The organism is Falsirhodobacter xinxiangensis (assembly GCF_004959935.1).
In the GTDB taxonomy this organism is placed as follows: Bacteria; Pseudomonadota; Alphaproteobacteria; order Rhodobacterales; family Rhodobacteraceae; genus Falsirhodobacter; species Falsirhodobacter xinxiangensis.
In genome coordinates this window covers 364,436-380,569 of the sequence record NZ_SMYN01000001.1, presented here as the reverse complement: position 1 = coordinate 380,569, position 16,134 = coordinate 364,436, and the positions used below count along the sequence as shown (strand labels likewise).

Below are 16,134 nucleotides of genomic sequence, written 5' to 3'. Positions count from 1 at the left end.
TTCTGGATAGGGCCAAACGGGTCGTTCACGCAAGCACCGAGGCGCGAAGATGTCTGACAACTATGCCAATTCCGCACATATTCCGGGCGGTGATGAATATTTCGCGACATGGCGCGCAAAGGCTGAATCGTTTCGCAGCGCGCATCCGCCCGAAACGGTGGCCGGGATGGACCTGTTCCAGTTTCCCGCGCCCAAGGGGGTGATGGTTTTCGTGCATGGCGGTTTCTGGATGGAGACGGGGCCGCGCGACTGGTCGCATCTGGCGGCGGGGGCGCTGGCGCAGGGATGGTCGGTGGCGATGCCGGGATACACGCTGGCCCCTGCCGCCCGGATCGGCGCGATGGTCGATCAGGTCTGCGCGGCGGTGCGGGCCCTGGCCGCGCCGCGCATCGTGGTGACGGGGCATTCGGCGGGCGGTCATCTGGCGGCGATGGTGGCGACGCGGATCGCGGTGGAGCGGGTGGTGCCGATCTCGCCCTTGGCGGACCTGCGCCCGTTTCTGGACCATCCGATGAACCAGACGCTGCGGCTGAACGCGGCGGAGGCTGCGGCGCAAAGCCCGGTCAGCCATCGCCCCCTGTGCCCCGTCCATGTTCATGTCGGCGGGCAGGAACGCCCCGCCTTCCTATGGCAGGCGAGGGTGTTGTCCGAGGTTTGGGATTGCCCCTGGACCGTGGCCCCGGGGCGGCATCACTTCGACGTCATCGAGGATCTGGAGCGGCCCTCGCCGCTGCTCGATGTGCTGCTTCAGGGCTGAAGACGTTCGATCTCGGCCTGCATCATCTCGACCTCTTGCCGGGCTTCGCGCAGGCCCTCCATCGTGGCGCGCAGGTCGGCCTGCGCCTCGGCCAGTTGCGCCTCGAGCTCGCGCTCGCGCTCTTCCATCATGACGATGGCCTGATCGCGCATCTCCTCGGCTTCGTGCAGGGATTGGGCAAGGCGGTCCACCTCGTCCATGCGCCCGTTGATGGGCGACAGGCGCGTGGCGATCCAGCGCGCGAACCAGCCCATCGCAAAGGCGATGAAAAGGATGACGGAAGTGGCGGCGATCAGCGCGGTGCGGTCCAAGGCGTTATTCCTGTTCGGGTCGGCGGCGGGGCGGCATGATGTTCTGTGGCGCGAAAGAACGGTTGGGGTCAACCGCTTCCTCGGGGGCTTCCTCGCCCTCGCCGTCGCCGGAACCGCTGACCTCGTCGAAGGGAATGCGCTGAAGCTCCTCCTCGCCTTCGGGGAACAGACGTTCCTCGACCTGCTGGATCACGGCGGCAGCCTGATCTTCGGGCGGGGCATTGGGATCGGGGGCAACGTCGGTCAGATGGAACTCGATCCGGCGGTTGGTCTCGCGGCCTTCTTCGCTGCTGTTGTCGGCGATGGGGTTCGCCTCGCCATAGCCCACGGCGGTCAGGCGGTCGATCGGCAGGCGGCGACCTTGCAGCGCCAGCAGAACCGCATCGGCGCGGGCCTGCGACAGCGAACGGTTGCCGCCCTCGCTGCCTTGGCTGTCGGTATGGCCCTGAATCTCGAACGACAGATGCGGGCAGTCCAGCAGCACCGCCGCCAGCGCGTTCAGCGTCTCGCGCGCCGAGGATTCGATCTCGGCCGATCCCGGCGCGAAGGCGATCTTGTTCGCGGCCATCGCACCGTTCAGGCGGCTTACGCAGACCTCGGGGGTGGGCAGGGCGGCATTGGGGTCCAGATCCTCGTCATAGGTGGCGGTGACCTTGAACTCCTGCCCCTGACCCAGCTTGCCCGACAGAACCTGCGTGATCTGCTGCTGGGTCAGCTTCGATCCGGTCACGCCCGACACTTCGACCAGATCGGGTGTCACGCGCAGTGTGCCATGCTCCAGGATGCCCAGCGCCTCCAGCCCGGCCATGACGCGCACGGACCAGCCGCGCGGCATTTCCGCATCGACCAGCGGCGATCCGGCGGTGCGGCCCGCGCCGAACTGCGCACGGGCAAAGCCGAGGACGGCATTCTGCGACAGCTCGTCCTTGACCCGGCCCGCGACGGTGGCCTCGCCCTCGGGGCTCAGAACGGCGGTGAATTCGGCGGGGCCTTCGGGCGTCTCCTCCGGCGGCTCCGGCAGGGTCGCGGTCAGCGAGAACACCTCGGGCAGCGAGGATTGCAGCCCTCCCACGATCCGGTCGAAGGCGGCGCGGTCGGACCCCGCCACCCCGGTCAGCGTGACATCGGCATCGGCGAAGGTCACGCTGCCCGCGCCCAGCGCGTCCACCGCGTCGATGGCGGCGGCGGCAGCCTCGCCCCAGCGGGGTGAAGGGGTTCCGAGGCCGATGATGCACTCGGCCTCGATCTCGGCTGCGGCGAGGATCGCATCCCGCGCGGCCTCGGTATCGGCAGCGCAGGCATCGAAGCGTGCGCCATCCTCGTCGCGGACATAACGCAGGGTGAAGGGCGTCAGAACGGGACGGGGGGCGGATATGGAAATCTCGGTGTCCAGCCCCTTGGCCAGCGCGGCAAGCTGCGTCTCGAACGCCTGTTTCTCGTCCTCGCTGTCGGAAATCGCCGTGACCTCGACCCGGCCCGGCGAGACGGAGATCTTGGACCGGGGCAGGAGCTTCAGCGCCTCCATCCCGAAGGCCAGCGCGTCGTCCCACCCCTCGGGGGCCGGGTGGGCGGCGGTTTCGAGCATGTCCGAGACATTGGCATCCGGCAGCAGGGCGCGGGCCTGTTCGGCGGCGGTCTCGTCCGGGCCAAGGCCGATCAGCGACACGTCACCTTCGTTCCGCAGCATCTCGACCGAGAAGTCCGGCAGGTCGATCGCGCGGGCGGGAGCCACGTCCAGCTCGTCCCGGATGCGCGAGGGTTCGACCACGCCGCCCGCGATGTTCACGGCGCGAAAGCGCGCAGCCTCGGTCGGGGCGGTGCCGGTGATGTGGACAGCCAGTCCGTCCGAGCGGACGGAGGCGAAATCCACCCCTTCGGTCGCCAGACGTTCGGCGATAGCGGCTTCCGACCGGTCCTCGATCATGCCCGCCGCGACCGTGGCGCCCAGCGCGGCAAGGCCGGCGGCACCAAGGAAGATGGCAGGGGTCACGATTTTCCGCGGCAGGGGCATAGGGATTTCCCGTTTTTCAGGCTGTGCCGCGGGTTTATGCATCCTGCCGCGCAGGGGCAATTACACGATTGCGGCACCGGCGAGAAACAGCGCAAGTATCAACCCCGCGTCGCGGTTCGACCGGAACAGTTTCAGGCACAGGTCGGGATCGTCGATTTCCAGCCTGCGAAGCTGCCAGACCATGTGCAGCGCAAAGGCGAGCACCCCCGCCAGCGCGATCAGCAGCGGCGCGCCGCGCAGGCTGATCGTCACGGCCATCGCCGCCAGAAGCGAGGCCGCGACCAGAAACCCGATCAGCCATTCGCGCGTGTCGTTCCCGAACAGGCGCGCGGTGGATTTGACGCCGATCAGCGCGTCGTCCTCCTTGTCCTGATGGGCATAGATCGTGTCGTAGAACAGCGTCCACGCAATCCCGGCAAGATAGAGGCACAGCACCGACACGCCCAAGGTGCGCCCATGCGCGGCCCAGGCCAGCAGAACGCCCCAGTTGAACGCGATGCCAAGGAAGACCTGCGGCCACCATGTGAACCGTTTGGCGAACGGATAGATGGCCACCGGCACCAGCGCCATGATCCCCAGCACGATGGCCGGAAGGCCTAAGCTGAACAGGATCACCGCCGCCAGCGCGATTTGGATCACCATCCATACGGCGGCCTGCCGCGTCGTGACCTGACCCGAGGGGATGGGACGCGACCGGGTCCGCGCCACCGCACCGTCGAAGTCGCGGTCGGTGATGTCGTTCCATGTGCATCCCGCGCCGCGCATCAGCACGGCCCCGATGGCGCAGGCGACGGCGATCCACAGGTCGAACCACATCGGAACCCCGGCCCCCATTGCCAGCGCCAGACCCCACCAGCAGGGGATCAGCAGCAGCCACGTCCCCACGGGGCGGTCGGCGCGCGACAGCCGCAGATAGGGGCGCGTCCATTCCGGGGCCAGCCTGTCCACCCAGTTGCCGGGAACCGCGTCCGCCACCTGTCCGAATTGCGTCATCTTGGGCCTCCGTTTTGCGGCTTTGTAGGCTGCGGCGTTGTGGCGGGCAACCGCTGCGGCTATTCAAGGGAAATGAAGATCAGATTGTTCGTGGATGCGCCCTTGTCTGATGGCGCCGAGGTGGCTCTGAACGAAGGTCAGGCGCATTACCTGTTCGGGGTCATGCGCCTTGCTGCAGGGGCCGAGGTTGCGCTGTTCAACGGCCGCGACGGCGAGTTCCGCTCGGTCGTCGGCCACGCGGGCAAGCGCGGCGGCACGCTGATCTGCGCCGAACGGAAACGGCCGCTCCAGCTTCCGCCCGATCTGTGGCTGCTGTTCGCGCCGATCAAGAAGGCGCGCACGGATTTCATCGTCGAAAAGGCAGCCGAGATGGGGGCGTCGCGCATCGTTCCGGTGCAGACGCGATTCACCAATTCCGAACGCATCCGGCAGGACCGCCTGCAAGCCCATGCGGTGGAAGCGGCAGAGCAATGCGGCGGCACGTATGTCCCCGAGGTGACGGACCTGATCCAGCTGGATCGCCTGCTGGCGGATTGGCCGTCGGACCGGCGGATCATGTGGTGCGACGAGACGTTGGTGACGGCCCGTTCGGCGCTGGAGGGGGCGACCGGCCCGTGGGCGATCCTGATCGGGCCGGAGGGCGGCTTTGCCGAGCCGGAACAGGCGCGGCTGCGGTCGATGCCGCAGGTGGTTCCGGTCAGCCTTGGCCCCCGCATCCTGCGGGCGGATACGGCGGCGGTGGCGGCGATGGCGCTGTGGCAATCGCTGCTGGGGGACTGGGGATGATCCGCCCCGAGATCCGCGAAGGTCTGCACCGCTGGCGCGAGGTGATCGCGGCGGGCGCGATCGCGGTCTTTGGGCTGTGGCTGTTGGGCAAGGGCTGGCTTCTGGGGCCGATCGGGGCGCTGCTGCTTGCCTTGGGCGCGGCGCTGGCGCTGAACGCCCGGCGGCGGATGCGTTTTGCCGGCAGCGGCGATGGCCTCGGGGTCGTGTCGGTGGACGAAGGGCAGATCAGCTATCTCGCGCCCGAGATCGGCGGATTCGTCTCCATCGCGGAACTGGTGGAATTGCGGCTTTTGTCGGTGCAGGGGCGGCGCATGTGGCGGCTGCGCCAGTCGGACGGGCAGGCGATTCTGATCCCGGTCGATGCGGCGGGGGCGGACAAGCTGTTCGATGCCTTCGCGGCCCTGCCGGGAATGGACGTTTCGCGACTTCTTGCAGCCAAACCCGACACGGTCGTCTGGGCCCGCCATTTGCGGGTCTTGACTTGAGCCGTCCGGCAGGACAGGTCATGCATTCCTAAAGGTCAGGCCGAGGCGCAGATGTCCATTCCCCAGCAGGGCGGCGGCCCGATCGAAAGTTTCGACCAGCTTGCCGCTTACATGGAAAGCGGCTGCAAGCCCCATGAGGCGTTCCGCATCGGGACCGAGCACGAGAAGTTCGGCTTCATGCCTGATCACTCGCCCGCCGGATACGATGCGATCCAGGCCCTGATGGAAGGGCTTGCCCACCGCTTCAACTGGAAGCGGGTGGAGGAACAGGGCAAGCTGATCGGCCTGTCGCGCGATTGGGCGAATATCTCGCTTGAACCGGGCGGGCAGTTCGAATTGTCCGGCGCGCCGGTGGAGACGATCCACCAGACCGCGGCCGAGCTTCAGAACCATCTGGAGGAAGTGGCCGAGATCGCGGGGCCGATGGGCCTGCGGTTCATGTCGATGGGCGCGGCGCCGGAATGGTCGGGCGCGCAGATGCCGGTCATGCCCAAGGGGCGGTATCGCCTGATGACCGATTACATGGGCCGCGTCGGCACGCATGGCACGCAGATGATGTATCGCACATCGACGGTGCAGGTGAACCTCGACTTCGCATCCGAAGCCGACATGACGCGCAAGCTGCGCGTGGCGCTGGCGCTTCAGCCTGTCGCGACGGCGCTGTTCGCCTCCTCGCCTTTCTTCGACGGCAAGCTGAACGGGCATAAAAGCTGGCGCTCGCGCATCTGGCGCGGTCTGGACGACAGCCGCACCGGGATGCTGCCCTTCGTGTTCGAGGATGGGATGGGCTTTCAGCGTTATGTCGACTGGGTTTTGGACGTGCCGATGTATTTCGTCTATCGCGACGGGAAATACATCGACGCGCTGGGCCAGTCGTTCCGCGACTTCCTGAAGGGCCAGCTTCCGGCGCTGCCGGGGGAACTGCCGACGCTTTCGGACTGGGCCGACCACATGACGACCGTCTTCCCCGAGGCGCGGGTGAAGAAATACATCGAGATGCGGGGCGCCGATGCCGGCCCCGTCTCTCGCCTGAACGCGCTGCCCGCGTTCTGGGTCGGGCTGATGTATGATCAGGGCGCGCTGGATGCGGCCTGGGATCTGGTGAAGGGTTTCGATGCCGAAGGGCGCGAGGCGCTGCGTGTGGCGGCTTCGGTCGATGCGTTGCAGGGGGCCGGGATTCTGGATCTGGCGCGCGAGGCCCTGCGCCTGTCGCGGGCCGGGCTGGCCGCGCGCGGGCAGGGCGAGGAAGGGTTCCTTGACGTGCTGGAGGACAGCATCGCCTCGGGCCGTGTGCCTGCGGATGACCTGATCGCCGCCTATGACGGCGAATGGGGCGGCGATCTGTCCCGCGTCTATGACGCCATGGCGCTCTGAAGGTCCAAGCGGAAGCGGGTGTCCCCGATCTGGTGGAACCCGATCGCCAGATAGGCGGCGCGCGCATCCTCGTTCCCCGGCGCAATGCCTGCGGTCAGATAGGTGCAGCCGAGGATGGCGGCCTTCTGCTCGCACGCTTCGACCATGCGGCGGCCAAGGCCTTTGCCGCGATGTTCGGGTTCGACATAAAGATGGTGGATGTCCAGCCCGCGCGCGCCGAATTGCAGCTGCGCGGTCGGGCACAGCGCGGCATAGGCGACGGGGCGCAGGTCACGTTCGGCCATCAACCCGTGCAGCCACGGGGTCGCGCTCGTGAAGTCGCGTTCAAGCATCGCAAGGGTGGCCGTCGCCTTGTCGCCGTGATGGCTTGCAAGGGCGGCGATCAGCGGCAGAAGGTCGGGCAGGTCGGTCGCGGTGACGGAACGGATGCGGGCCATCAGGATTTCTGGCCGATCTTCGGTTCCGTTCCTGCGATCAGGCGGCGGATATTGGCGTCATGCCGGATCAGCACCAGAAGCGCCAGCAGCGCGCAAAGCAACGCCACCGTCTGATACCCCGTCAGGATGGCGAAGATGGGCGAGACCACCGCCGCCACCAGCGCCGAAAGCGAGGAGTAGCGGAACAGTTTCGCCACCAGCAGCCAGGTTGCGCAGGCCAGAAGACCCACGGGCCAAGCCAGCGCAAGGATCGTGCCAAGGAAGGTCGCAACGCCCTTGCCGCCCCTGAATCCCAGCCAGACCGGGAACAGATGCCCGAGGAACGCCGCAAGACCTGCAAGCTGCGCTGCATCCTCGGCAAAGATTGCGCGGGCGATCAGCACCGCCACTGCGCCCTTGGCCCCGTCGAGGATGAGTGTCGCCGCCGCCGCCGCCTTGTTGCCGGTGCGCAGCACGTTGGTCGCGCCGATGTTGCCGGACCCGATGGCGCGCAGATCGCCCAGCCCCATGGCCCGCGTGATCAGCACGCCGAAGGGGATGGAGCCGAGCAGGTAGGCCAGCACCGCAACCAGCGCCAGCATGGGGATGGGAGTTTCAAGGAGCGGCATCGAACACCTTCTGACCGTTCACGAAGGTCGCGATGACGCGTCCCTCCATCCGTTGCCCGTCGAAGGGCGTGTTTTTCGACTTCGACCGCAGCGCGAAGCGATCCATGACGAAGGGCGCGTCCGGATCGAACAGCACCAGATCGGCAGGCGCACCGACGGCGACGCGGCCTTGCGGCAGGCCCAGCCGTTTCGCGGGGTTCAGCGCCATGGCGCGAAACAACTCCGGCAGGGTCAGACCACCCTGGTGGTAAAGGCGCATCGCGGCGGGCAGCAGCGTCTCCAGCCCCACGGCACCCGAGGCGGCGTCCTCGAAGGGCAGGCGCTTGGATTCCTCGTCCTGCGGGGTATGCATGGAACAGATGATGTCGATCAGGCCGGATGCGACGGCATCGACCATCGCCAGCCGGTCTTCTTCGGATCGCAGGGGCGGGGTCACCTTGAAGAATGTGCGGTAATCGCCGACGTCGTATTCGTTCAGCGTCAGGTGGTGGATCGAGATTCCCGCCGTCACATCAAAGCCGTTGGCCTTAGCACGTTCCAAGGCGGGCAATGTCCGGGCCGAGGTCACCTGATCGGCGTGATAGCGCACGCCGGTCATTTCCACCAAGGCGATGTCGCGATCCAGACCCATGCGTTCGGCCATCGGATGCACGTCGGGAAGGCCCCGGAGCGAGGCGAACTTGCCCTTCGTCACCGCGCTGCCTGCGGACAGGCCCGGCTCTTGCGGGTGGCCGATGACCAGCGCGCCAAGCGACCGTGCATAGGTGAAGGCGCGGTTCAGGACCTTGGTGTTGGTGCAGACCGCCTCGGCATCGGTGAAGGCGACGGCACCGGCGTCCAGAAGGAACCCGATCTCGGTCATCTCGCGCCCTTCGCGGCCTTTGGTCAGGGCGGCCATGTGCAGGATGCGGACCGGGGATGCCTCGCGCGCGCGGCGGGTGACGAATTCCAGCACCTCGGGCGTGTCGATGGCGGGGGAGGTGTCGGGGCGGGCGATGATCGTGGTCACGCCGCCAGCCGCCGCCGCCAGCCCGGCGCTGCGGAAGCTTTCCTTGTGGCGGTCGCCCGGCTCGCCGATGCGCACGCCCATGTCGACGATGCCGGGGGCAAGGCATTTGCCGTTCGCGTCTATGACTGCTGCGCCCTCGGGGGCGGGGCCGCCGATCTCCGCGATCAGGCCGCCGTCGATCAGCAGGCTCGTGGTGGTTTCGGTCAACGCCTCGGGGTCGATCAGGCGGGCATTGGTGATGTAAGTGCTCATTCTGCCGCCTCTATACCTTTGGGGTCGTCATGGTCGAAATCGGTGCGGATGGCCTTGGTCGTCTTGGCACCCAGCGTCTTCAGCGTTTCCACCTGCGACAGCACGTTGCCGCGCCCGGTCGAAAGCTTGCCCATCGCGTCGTCATAGGCGCTGCCCGCGGTGCCAAGCGCCTTACCCACCCGTTCCATGTCATCCACGAAACCTGCGACTTTTTCGTAAAGACGGCCGGCGCGGTGGGCGATGTCTTCGGCGTTCTGGTTGCGCCGCTCGATCGTCCAGACGTTGGAAATCGTCCGCAGCGCCATCATCAGCGTGGTCGGCGTGGCGATCGTCACCGATTTTTCGAATGCCATCGTGGTCAGATCGCCCATGTCGCGCAGCGCCTCGGACAAGGCGCCCTCGATCGGGATGAACATGACGACGTAATCGACCGAGCCATCCTCCAGCGAATGGTAGGCCTTGTCGGACAGGGTCTGGACGTGGCGGCGCAGGGCGGCGATGTGGCGGGCGCGGGCGGCGGTGGCCTCCAGTTCGGTTTCCGCGTTCACGCAGGTTTCGTAATCGACCAGCGATACCTTGCTGTCGATCACCAGCCGCTTGCCGTCCGGCATCCGCACGACCACGTCGGGACGGTAACGCCCGCCTTCGTCGGACACGCGATGCTCCTGCACCAGATATTCCTCGCCCTTGCGTAGGCCGGACCGCTCCAGCAGGTTTTCGAGGATCATCTCGCCCCACGCGCCCTGCCGCTGCTTGTCGCCTTTCAGCGCGCGGGTCAGGGCGACGGCCTCGCGGCTGACTTCCTCAGACCGGCGGGTCAGGGTTTCGATCTCGGTCTTCAACGCCTGACGGTCCTTCAGCGCGCCGTCATGGACGTTGCGGAGTTCCTGCTGGAAATGGTCCACATGCTGCTTCAGCGGGGCCAGCGCGGCGTCGAGGCGCTGTTTGCTCTCCTCGCCGTTCAGGCGCAGCGATTCGGCGGCAAGCTGTTTGAAGCGGTTTTCCATATCGGCGCGGACGGCGGACAGAAGCTCGATCTTCTCGGACGCGGCGGCGCGTTCCTTGTCCAGAACGGCGGTCATGTGCGACAGGTCCACGCGCGCTTCGGAAAGCTGGGCGCGAGTGTCCTCAAAGGTTTCCAGCGTCGCGCGGTGGCGTTCGGCCAGATCGGTGGCCCGGCGGGTTTCGGCGCGCAGGCCGGATTCAAGCGCGGCACAGGCGTTGGATTCGGCGCGAAGCTCGTCCCGCAGGTTGCCGACGTGGCGGCGTTCCTCGGACAGGGTCAGCGTCAGATCTTCGGCCTTGCGGGACAGGGTGGCGATTTCCGCTTCGCTGCGCGCAAGATCCTGCGCCAGCGCGGTTTCTTGTGTGCGGTCCGGGCGGCGCAGCAGCCAACCCAGAAGCAGGCCCAGAAGCGCCGCGCCGATGGCGAAGATGCCGGTGCGGTTCGCCTCGAACAAGGCGAGGATTTCGGCCTCGGTCACGCCATCACCTCGGCTGCGGCGGCTCCGCGCCGGGCGCGAAGGTTGCGGGCCAGAAGGTCCATGCAGGCCATGCGGACGGCGACGCCCATCTCCACCTGTTCCTGGATGACGCTGCGGTTGATGTCGTCGGCGATGGTGCCGTCGATTTCCACCCCGCGGTTCATTGGGCCGGGGTGCATCACGATGGCGTCGGGCTTTGCGAAGGCCAGCTTTTCGGCATCCAGACCGTAACGGTGGAAATATTCGCGTTCGGACGGGATGAAGCCGCCGTCCATGCGTTCCTTCTGAAGCCGCAGCATCATCACGACATCGGCCCCTTCGAGGCCCTTTTTCATGTCGTCATAGACCTCGCAGCCGAACTCCTGCACTCCTGACGGCATAAGCGTGGGGGGGGCGATCAGGCGGACGCGGTTCTCCATCTTGCCCAGCAGGATCAGGTTCGACCGCGCGACGCGGCTGTGCTGCACGTCACCGCAGATCGCGACGGTCAGGCGGTGGATGCGGCCCTTGGCGCGGCGGATGGTCAGCGCGTCCAGAAGCGCCTGCGTCGGATGTTCGTGCCGCCCGTCGCCCGCGTTCAGCACCGCGCAGTTCACCTTTTCCGCCAGCAGGTTCACCGCGCCCGATGCGCCGTGCCGCACGACCAGAAGGTCAGGGTGCATCGCGTTCAGCGTCAGGGCGGTGTCGATCAGCGTCTCGCCCTTCTTCACGCTGGACTGGGCGACGGACATGTTCATCACATCCGCACCAAGCCGTTTGCCCGCCAGTTCGAAACTGGCCTGCGTGCGGGTGGAGTTTTCGAAGAACATGTTGATCTGGGTCATGCCTGCCAGCACGTCCGACCGTTTTTCGGTGCGGCGGTTCAGCTCGACATAGCGGTCGGCAAGGTCGAGCACGGCGCGGATCTCGTCCGGGGCCAGATGCTCGATCCCAAGAAGGTGGCGTGCGCGGAAACTCATGGCGGCTCCTTTCCTCGGGGCTTTGGCGGCTTATAGAAAGGTCGGAGGCATGGGACAAGTCGGCTTGTCCCTGCGCGGGCGGGGGCATAGTTTCAGGGCCATGACTCGCGCCGAAGAAATGGATTGGGAAACTGCCGCCGCCGCCTTTGCGTGGCAGTTCGACCTTGGCGCGACCGAGGCGATCTGCGACGGCCCGGTGAACCGATACGAGCTTGAGGTGGTCGTGCCCAAGGCGGCCCCTGTCGTCGCGGCCCCCGCGGTGGCGGCCGAGGTCGATCCGGTGGCCGAGGCGCGGGCGCTGGCCGCAGCGGCGCAGGATCTGGACGGGCTGCGCGAAGCGATGGCCGGATTTTCGCTTTGCGAGTTGAAGCAGGGCGCGAAGAACACCGTGTTCAGCGACGGGCGGGCCGGTGCGCGGGTCATGATCATCGGCGAGGCGCCGGGGCGGGACGAGGATGCGGCGGGACGGCCCTTCGTCGGGCGCGCGGGGCAGCTTCTGGACCGGATGTTCGCGGCCATCGGCCTGTCGCGGGAGGCGCCGGGTCTGGAGCAGGCGATCTACGTCACCAATGTCATGCCGTGGCGTCCGCCGCAGAATCGCGACCCCGATGCGCGCGAGATTGCGATGATGAAGCCGTTTCTTGCGCGGCATGTGGAACTGGCGCAGCCGGAAGTGCTGGTGGTCGTCGGCAATTGTTCGGCGGATGCGGTGCTGGGCCAGCGCGGGATCACGCGGCTGCGCGGGAAATGGGGCGAGGGGCTCGGGCTGCCGGTGATGCCGATGTGCCATCCGGCCTATCTGCTGCGCAACCCGGCCGCCAAGCGCGAGGCATGGGCGGATCTGCTGGAAGTGAGGGCGAGGCTGTGAGCGACAGAGAGTTCATTCCGATCCGCATCGCGGTGCTGACCGTATCGGATACGCGGACGCCTGCGGATGACCGTTCCGGCGATGTGCTGGTCGATCGGCTGACGGGGGCGGGGCATCTGCTGGCGGGGCGGGCGATCGTGCCGGACGACCGGGAGGCGATTGCGGCACGGCTGCGTGAGTGGTGTGCGGATGATGCGGTGGATGTCGTGATCTCGACCGGGGGGACGGGGCTGACGGGGCGCGACGTGACGGTCGAGGCGCATCGGGATGTGTATGAGAAGGAGATCGAGGCATTTGCCACGATCTTCGCCGTGGTGTCGATGGGCAAGATCGGCACGTCTGCGGTGCAAAGCCGGGCGACGGGGGGCGTGGCGCAGGGAACGTATCTGTTCGCGCTGCCGGGCAGCCCGGGGGCGTGCAAGGATGCTTGGGACGAGATCCTGAAGTTCCAGCTGGATTACCGGCACAAGCCCTGCAACTTCGTCGAGATCATGCCGCGGCTCGAGGAGCATCGGCGGCGCAAGTGAGGGGGCGCCCTCGGGGGGCATCGAGCCCCCGCTCGGGCGGGCCGCAGGGGCGGCCATCGCGCCCTAATTGCCGGGACAGCCGTTGATTTCCACCGCGCGGCCATCGCCCAGCACCGTGACCGTCATGGCGGATCGGTTGATCGAGAAGGGCTGGCCGCTGGGCGCGACCATTTCGACGGTGGAGACGAGGTGGCGGCCTTCGCGCCGGGTTTCGCCTTCGGACGTCCAGATCGCGGGGTCGGCGGGCTCCAGCACCACGACCTCGTCGCCGCCTTGGGGGGGCAGGTCCAGTGTGGCGGTCACGCGCAGCCCGTCGGCGATGGGATCGATGCGGCAGGTGACGGCACCGACGCCCGCCTCGGATGCCGTGGCGGGGCGGGCGCGCAGCGCGGCGTCGATCAGCGCGTCATCCGTGCCCTTGCCGGTAAGATCGGCACCCAGCGACACGGCGGCGGGGACGCAGATGTCGCGGCAGACACCCAGATCGACCGAGGCGCGCAGAATGACCGGGCGCGACGGGTCGATGGGCGTGAGTTCGACAGGCAGCACCAGATCGCGCTTGTAGCCGATGGTCTGCATTCCGTTGGTGTGGAACACCGTCGGGCGCGGCCAGTGGAAGCGGACGGATTTCAGATTCTCGGACCCCGACCAGTCGAATTCGGGGGGAATCCCAGCCTCGCCCGGGCTGCGCCAATAGGTCTTCCAGTCGGGCGCGAGGCGCAGGTGGACCGCCGCCATCCGCGTTCCGCCGGGCATTTGCCAACCCGGCAGCACCGCCGCCGTGACGATGTCGGCGGGCATTTCCGCACGTGCGGCGAAGGGGGCGCATATCAACGATGCGAGGAGGGCGAGCCTGAACATGACGGCAGAGGATAAGCAGGTGGACCGGAATGAAAAGTCACTTTCCGGCGACGGGGCGTGACCTGTTGCACGCACGCCCTTGAGCGCGGGCGCGGGGCGCTACATATCTTTGTCATGGAGCACCAGTTGAACCTGAGCGGAGCCGTCCTGATCGCCATGCCCGGCATGGGGGACGAGCGGTTTGCGCATTCCGTCATCCTGATCTGCGCGCATTCCCCCGAGGGGGCGATGGGTCTGGTCGTGAACAAGCCCGCGCGCGATCTGGATTTCCACGGGCTTCTGGAACAGCTGGAAATCCCCGAGACGCCCGAGGGCCGCGACATCCGCGTGCTGCTGGGCGGTCCGGTGGAACGGGGGCGCGGTTTCGTGCTGCATTCGCCCGATTACGAATCCGAAGGCGCGACGATGGAGATCGAGGGCGGCTTCGGCATGACCGCGACCACCGACATCCTGAAGGCGCTGGCCGAGGGGAAGGGGCCGTCGCGCGCGATTCTGGCCTTGGGCTATTCCGGCTGGGGGCCGGGACAGCTGGAGGAGGAGATCGCGCGGAACGACTGGCTGACGCTGGACCGCGCATCGGCGGATCTGATCTTTGCCGAGGAAGATGGCGCGAAATGGACGCGCCATCTGCGGCATATGGGGATCGACCCGATGTCGCTGTCCGCGACGGCCGGGCGGGCCTAGGGCAGCACCTCGAACCGGTCCACGTCGACCATGCCGTGATCGGTGATCTTCAGATGCGGGATCACCGGCAGGGCAAGGAAGGCGAGCTGCAGGAACGGCTCCTCCAGCGTGACGCCCAGTGATTTCGCGGCGGCGCGCAACTCGATCAGCGTATCGCGGACGGTCTCGAAGGGATCGAGGCTCATCAGCCCCGCGACGGGAAGGGGGAGTTCGGCAAGGACGCGCCCGCCTTCGACCACGACGAAACCGCCCTCGATTTCCGACAGCCGGTTCGCCGCCAGCGCCATGTCGTCGTAATCCGCGCCGACGACCGCGATGTTGTGATGGTCGTGGCACACGGTCGAGGCGATGGCCCCGCGTTTCAGCCCGAAGCCATGGACGAAGCCGGTGGCGCGGTTGCCGTTCTTGCCGTGGCGTTCGATCACGGCGATGCGGATCAGGTCGCGGCCAAGGTCGGGGCGCTTGTCGCCATCGGTGGGGGCGATGTCGAAGGTCAGGTGCTGGGTGATGATCTTGCCGGGCAGGATGCCGATGACGGGTGTGTCCACGCGGTTGCCGCCGGCGCGGAAATGGTGCGGTTCGACCTTCGGCGCCTTGACCGAGTTGCGCGCGACGGGCGGGACGACCGTGCGGGCAGCGAAGGCCTCCGGCCCCGCGATAACGCCGCCCGACAGCACCAGCGAGGCGTTGCACCCTTCCAGCGTGTCGATCACCGCGATGTCGGCGCGCTTGCCCGGTGCGATCAGCCCGCGATCCTTCAGGCCGAACGCCTCGGCCGCGGAAAGGCTGGCGGCGCGATAGACGGCCAGCGGGTCGCGGCCAAGGGCGATCAGCGTGCGGATCATGTAATCCAGATGCCCGTGCTCGTCGATGTCCAGCGGGTTCCGGTCATCGGTGCACAGGCACAGATAGGGCGAGTGCCGTTCGGTCAGCAGCGGGGCCAGCGCGTGCATGTCCTTGGACACCGACCCTTCGCGGATCAGCACGCGCATCCCCTTGCGCAGCTTCTCCAGCGCCTCCTCTGCCGTCGTCGCTTCGTGTTCGGTGCGGATGCCGGCGGCGATATAGCCATTCAGATCGCGCCCGCGCAGCAGGGGGGCGTGGCCGTCGATGTGGCGGCCCTGAAACGCCTCAAGCTTGGCCATGCAGTCGGGCACCTTGTTCAGCACGCCGGGGAAATTCATGAACTCGGCCAGTCCGATCACGCGGGGATGGTCCATCAGCGGGATCAGGTCGGCGGCCAGCAATTCCGCCCCCGCCGTTTCCATATGCGTGGACGGCACGCAGGAAGACAGGTTCACGCGGATATCCATGACCGTGTGCTGCGAGGCATCGAGGAAATAGCGGATCCCGGTCAGGCCGCAGACGTTCGCAATCTCGTGCGGGTCGCAGATGGCGGTGGTCACACCGCGCGGCGCGACGCAGCGGTCGAATTCGTATGGCGTGACCAGCGAGCTTTCGATGTGCAGATGCGTGTCGATGAAGCCGGGGACGAGGATCTTGCCGGTGCAGTCGATCTCCTGCACCCCGTCATAGCTGTCGAAGACGCCGACGATGGTATCGCCGCAGATGGCGACGTCGGTTTGCACCAGATCCCCCGTGACCAGATCGAAGACCCGCCCGCCCTTCAGCACGATATCCGCGCGGATGATGCCGCGTCCTTGGTCGATCCTGCTGCCGAGGGTCATGTCTTCATCCTTTCCTGTTGCGCCTTCCGCGCGAGAGTGG

The 16,134-nt window shown here is 67.1% G+C and carries 17 protein-coding genes; 7 read left to right on the top strand and 10 right to left on the bottom strand.

Annotated features, from left to right (window positions below; translation table 11 throughout):
• The first annotated feature begins 49 nt into the window (after positions 1-49).
• Positions 50-757 carry an alpha/beta hydrolase gene (locus E2K76_RS01960; protein WP_136682578.1) on the top strand — a complete coding sequence of 236 codons (708 nt, stop codon included), beginning with the start codon at positions 50-52 and terminating at the stop codon, positions 755-757.
• Here the strand turns inward: E2K76_RS01960 and E2K76_RS01955 are convergent.
• The 3 genes from E2K76_RS01955 to ubiA form a co-directional block, all read right to left on the bottom strand.
• Positions 748-1,068 (bottom strand): hypothetical protein, encoded by a 321-nt coding sequence (locus tag E2K76_RS01955; RefSeq protein WP_136682577.1) that lies wholly within the window; start codon positions 1,066-1,068, stop codon positions 748-750. The two genes, E2K76_RS01960 and E2K76_RS01955, sit on opposite strands and share 10 nt — an antisense overlap.
• A 4-nt stretch (positions 1,069-1,072) precedes the next feature.
• A complete protein-coding gene (locus E2K76_RS01950) occupies positions 1,073-3,058 on the bottom strand; it encodes an OmpA family protein (RefSeq protein WP_246032855.1) in 1,986 nt (661 codons plus the stop codon).
• Positions 3,059-3,139: 81 nt separating this feature from the next.
• A complete protein-coding gene (gene ubiA / locus E2K76_RS01945; protein WP_136682575.1) occupies positions 3,140-4,072 on the bottom strand; it encodes a 4-hydroxybenzoate octaprenyltransferase in 933 nt (310 codons plus the stop codon).
• A gap of 72 nt (positions 4,073-4,144) precedes the next feature.
• On the opposite strand from ubiA, the gene E2K76_RS01940 reads away from it, so the two are divergent.
• From E2K76_RS01940 to E2K76_RS01930, 3 genes are read left to right on the top strand one after another with little or no spacing between them, the layout of a single operon-like run.
• Positions 4,145-4,858: a 16S rRNA (uracil(1498)-N(3))-methyltransferase gene (locus E2K76_RS01940; protein WP_136682574.1), complete on the top strand. Its 714-nt coding sequence runs from the start codon at positions 4,145-4,147 to the stop codon at positions 4,856-4,858.
• Entirely contained in the window at positions 4,855-5,343 is a 489-nt protein-coding gene (locus tag E2K76_RS01935; protein ID WP_136682573.1) for a hypothetical protein, read from the top strand. Before E2K76_RS01940 ends, E2K76_RS01935 begins: the two co-directional genes overlap by 4 nt.
• Before the next feature lie 51 nt (positions 5,344-5,394).
• The gene (locus E2K76_RS01930) at positions 5,395-6,717 is read left to right on the top strand and encodes a glutamate--cysteine ligase (protein ID WP_136682572.1); all 1,323 of its coding nucleotides are present in this window, start codon (positions 5,395-5,397) and stop codon (positions 6,715-6,717) included.
• On the opposite strand, the gene E2K76_RS01925 is transcribed toward E2K76_RS01930, so the two are convergent.
• Genes E2K76_RS01925 through E2K76_RS01905 form a run of 5 tightly spaced genes read right to left on the bottom strand, consistent with a single transcriptional unit; the run spans position 6,696 to position 11,466 of the window.
• Positions 6,696-7,154: a GNAT family N-acetyltransferase gene (locus E2K76_RS01925; RefSeq protein ID WP_136682571.1), complete on the bottom strand. Its 459-nt coding sequence runs from the start codon at positions 7,152-7,154 to the stop codon at positions 6,696-6,698. The two genes, E2K76_RS01930 and E2K76_RS01925, sit on opposite strands and share 22 nt — an antisense overlap.
• Complete coding sequence (gene plsY / locus E2K76_RS01920) at positions 7,154-7,762, bottom strand: glycerol-3-phosphate 1-O-acyltransferase PlsY (protein WP_136682570.1); 609 nt, start codon at positions 7,760-7,762, stop codon at positions 7,154-7,156. The genes E2K76_RS01925 and plsY overlap by 1 nt, the downstream gene beginning before the upstream one ends.
• A complete protein-coding gene (gene pyrC, locus E2K76_RS01915) occupies positions 7,749-9,023 on the bottom strand; it encodes a dihydroorotase (RefSeq protein ID WP_136682569.1) in 1,275 nt (424 codons plus the stop codon). Before pyrC ends, plsY begins: the two co-directional genes overlap by 14 nt.
• On the bottom strand, positions 9,020-10,507 hold the full coding sequence (gene rmuC / locus E2K76_RS01910) for a DNA recombination protein RmuC (protein ID WP_246032854.1): 1,488 nt from the start codon (positions 10,505-10,507) through the stop codon (positions 9,020-9,022). The genes pyrC and rmuC overlap by 4 nt, the downstream gene beginning before the upstream one ends.
• Positions 10,504-11,466, bottom strand: a complete 963-nt coding sequence (locus tag E2K76_RS01905; RefSeq protein ID WP_136682568.1) for an aspartate carbamoyltransferase catalytic subunit — start codon at positions 11,464-11,466, stop codon at positions 10,504-10,506. Before E2K76_RS01905 ends, rmuC begins: the two co-directional genes overlap by 4 nt.
• 100 nt (positions 11,467-11,566) lie before the next feature.
• On the opposite strand from E2K76_RS01905, the gene E2K76_RS01900 reads away from it, so the two are divergent.
• On the top strand, positions 11,567-12,334 hold the full coding sequence (locus tag E2K76_RS01900; protein WP_136682567.1) for a uracil-DNA glycosylase: 768 nt from the start codon (positions 11,567-11,569) through the stop codon (positions 12,332-12,334).
• Positions 12,298-12,861 (top strand): molybdenum cofactor biosynthesis protein B, encoded by a 564-nt coding sequence (gene moaB / locus E2K76_RS01895; RefSeq protein ID WP_169053177.1) that lies wholly within the window; start codon positions 12,298-12,300, stop codon positions 12,859-12,861. Before E2K76_RS01900 ends, moaB begins: the two co-directional genes overlap by 37 nt.
• 63 nt (positions 12,862-12,924) lie before the next feature.
• Here the strand turns inward: moaB and E2K76_RS01890 are convergent, their stop codons facing one another.
• Entirely contained in the window at positions 12,925-13,662 is a 738-nt protein-coding gene (locus E2K76_RS01890) for a protein-disulfide reductase DsbD domain-containing protein (RefSeq protein ID WP_246032853.1), read from the bottom strand.
• Positions 13,663-13,848: 186 nt separating this feature from the next.
• Between E2K76_RS01890 and E2K76_RS01885 the strand changes: the two genes are divergently transcribed.
• The gene (locus E2K76_RS01885) at positions 13,849-14,406 is read left to right on the top strand and encodes a YqgE/AlgH family protein (protein ID WP_136682564.1); all 558 of its coding nucleotides are present in this window, start codon (positions 13,849-13,851) and stop codon (positions 14,404-14,406) included.
• Here the strand turns inward: E2K76_RS01885 and ade are convergent.
• Positions 14,403-16,094 (bottom strand): adenine deaminase, encoded by a 1,692-nt coding sequence (ade, locus tag E2K76_RS01880; protein WP_136682563.1) that lies wholly within the window; start codon positions 16,092-16,094, stop codon positions 14,403-14,405. The genes E2K76_RS01885 and ade overlap by 4 nt on opposite strands.
• Between the last annotated feature and the right edge of the window lie 40 nt (positions 16,095-16,134).